Raw genomic sequence first — 243 nt, 5'->3', positions numbered from 1 at the left:
CGTTAACTCAGGCTGCAGCACAGGAATATGCTAGCGCAGGTATTACAGTCAATGCTTATTGCCCTGGTGTGGTCGGAACCGATATGTGGGTCGAGATTGATAAACGTTTTTCTGAGATTACTGGGGCTCCAATAGGTGAAACCTATAATAAATACGTGAAAGGCATTGCCCTTGGTCGTGCGCAAACACCTGTAGATGTCGCCAACTTTGTTTCATATTTAGCGGGTCCAGACTCTGATTACA

1 protein-coding gene is annotated in these 243 nt (G+C 45.7%); it reads left to right on the top strand.

Annotated elements, in window-relative coordinates; all coding sequences use genetic code 11:
- Positions 1 to 243, top strand: a 243-nt coding sequence (locus AAEY83_RS17920; protein WP_351061385.1) for an SDR family oxidoreductase, incomplete at both ends; no start/stop codon positions are given.

It is taken from the genome of Psychrobacter sp. TB20-MNA-CIBAN-0197, assembly GCF_040309765.1.
Taxonomy (GTDB): Bacteria; Pseudomonadota; Gammaproteobacteria; order Pseudomonadales; family Moraxellaceae; genus Psychrobacter; species Psychrobacter submarinus.
Note: the sequence above shows the minus strand (reverse complement) of the source record. Positions and strands in the feature narration are given on the sequence as shown.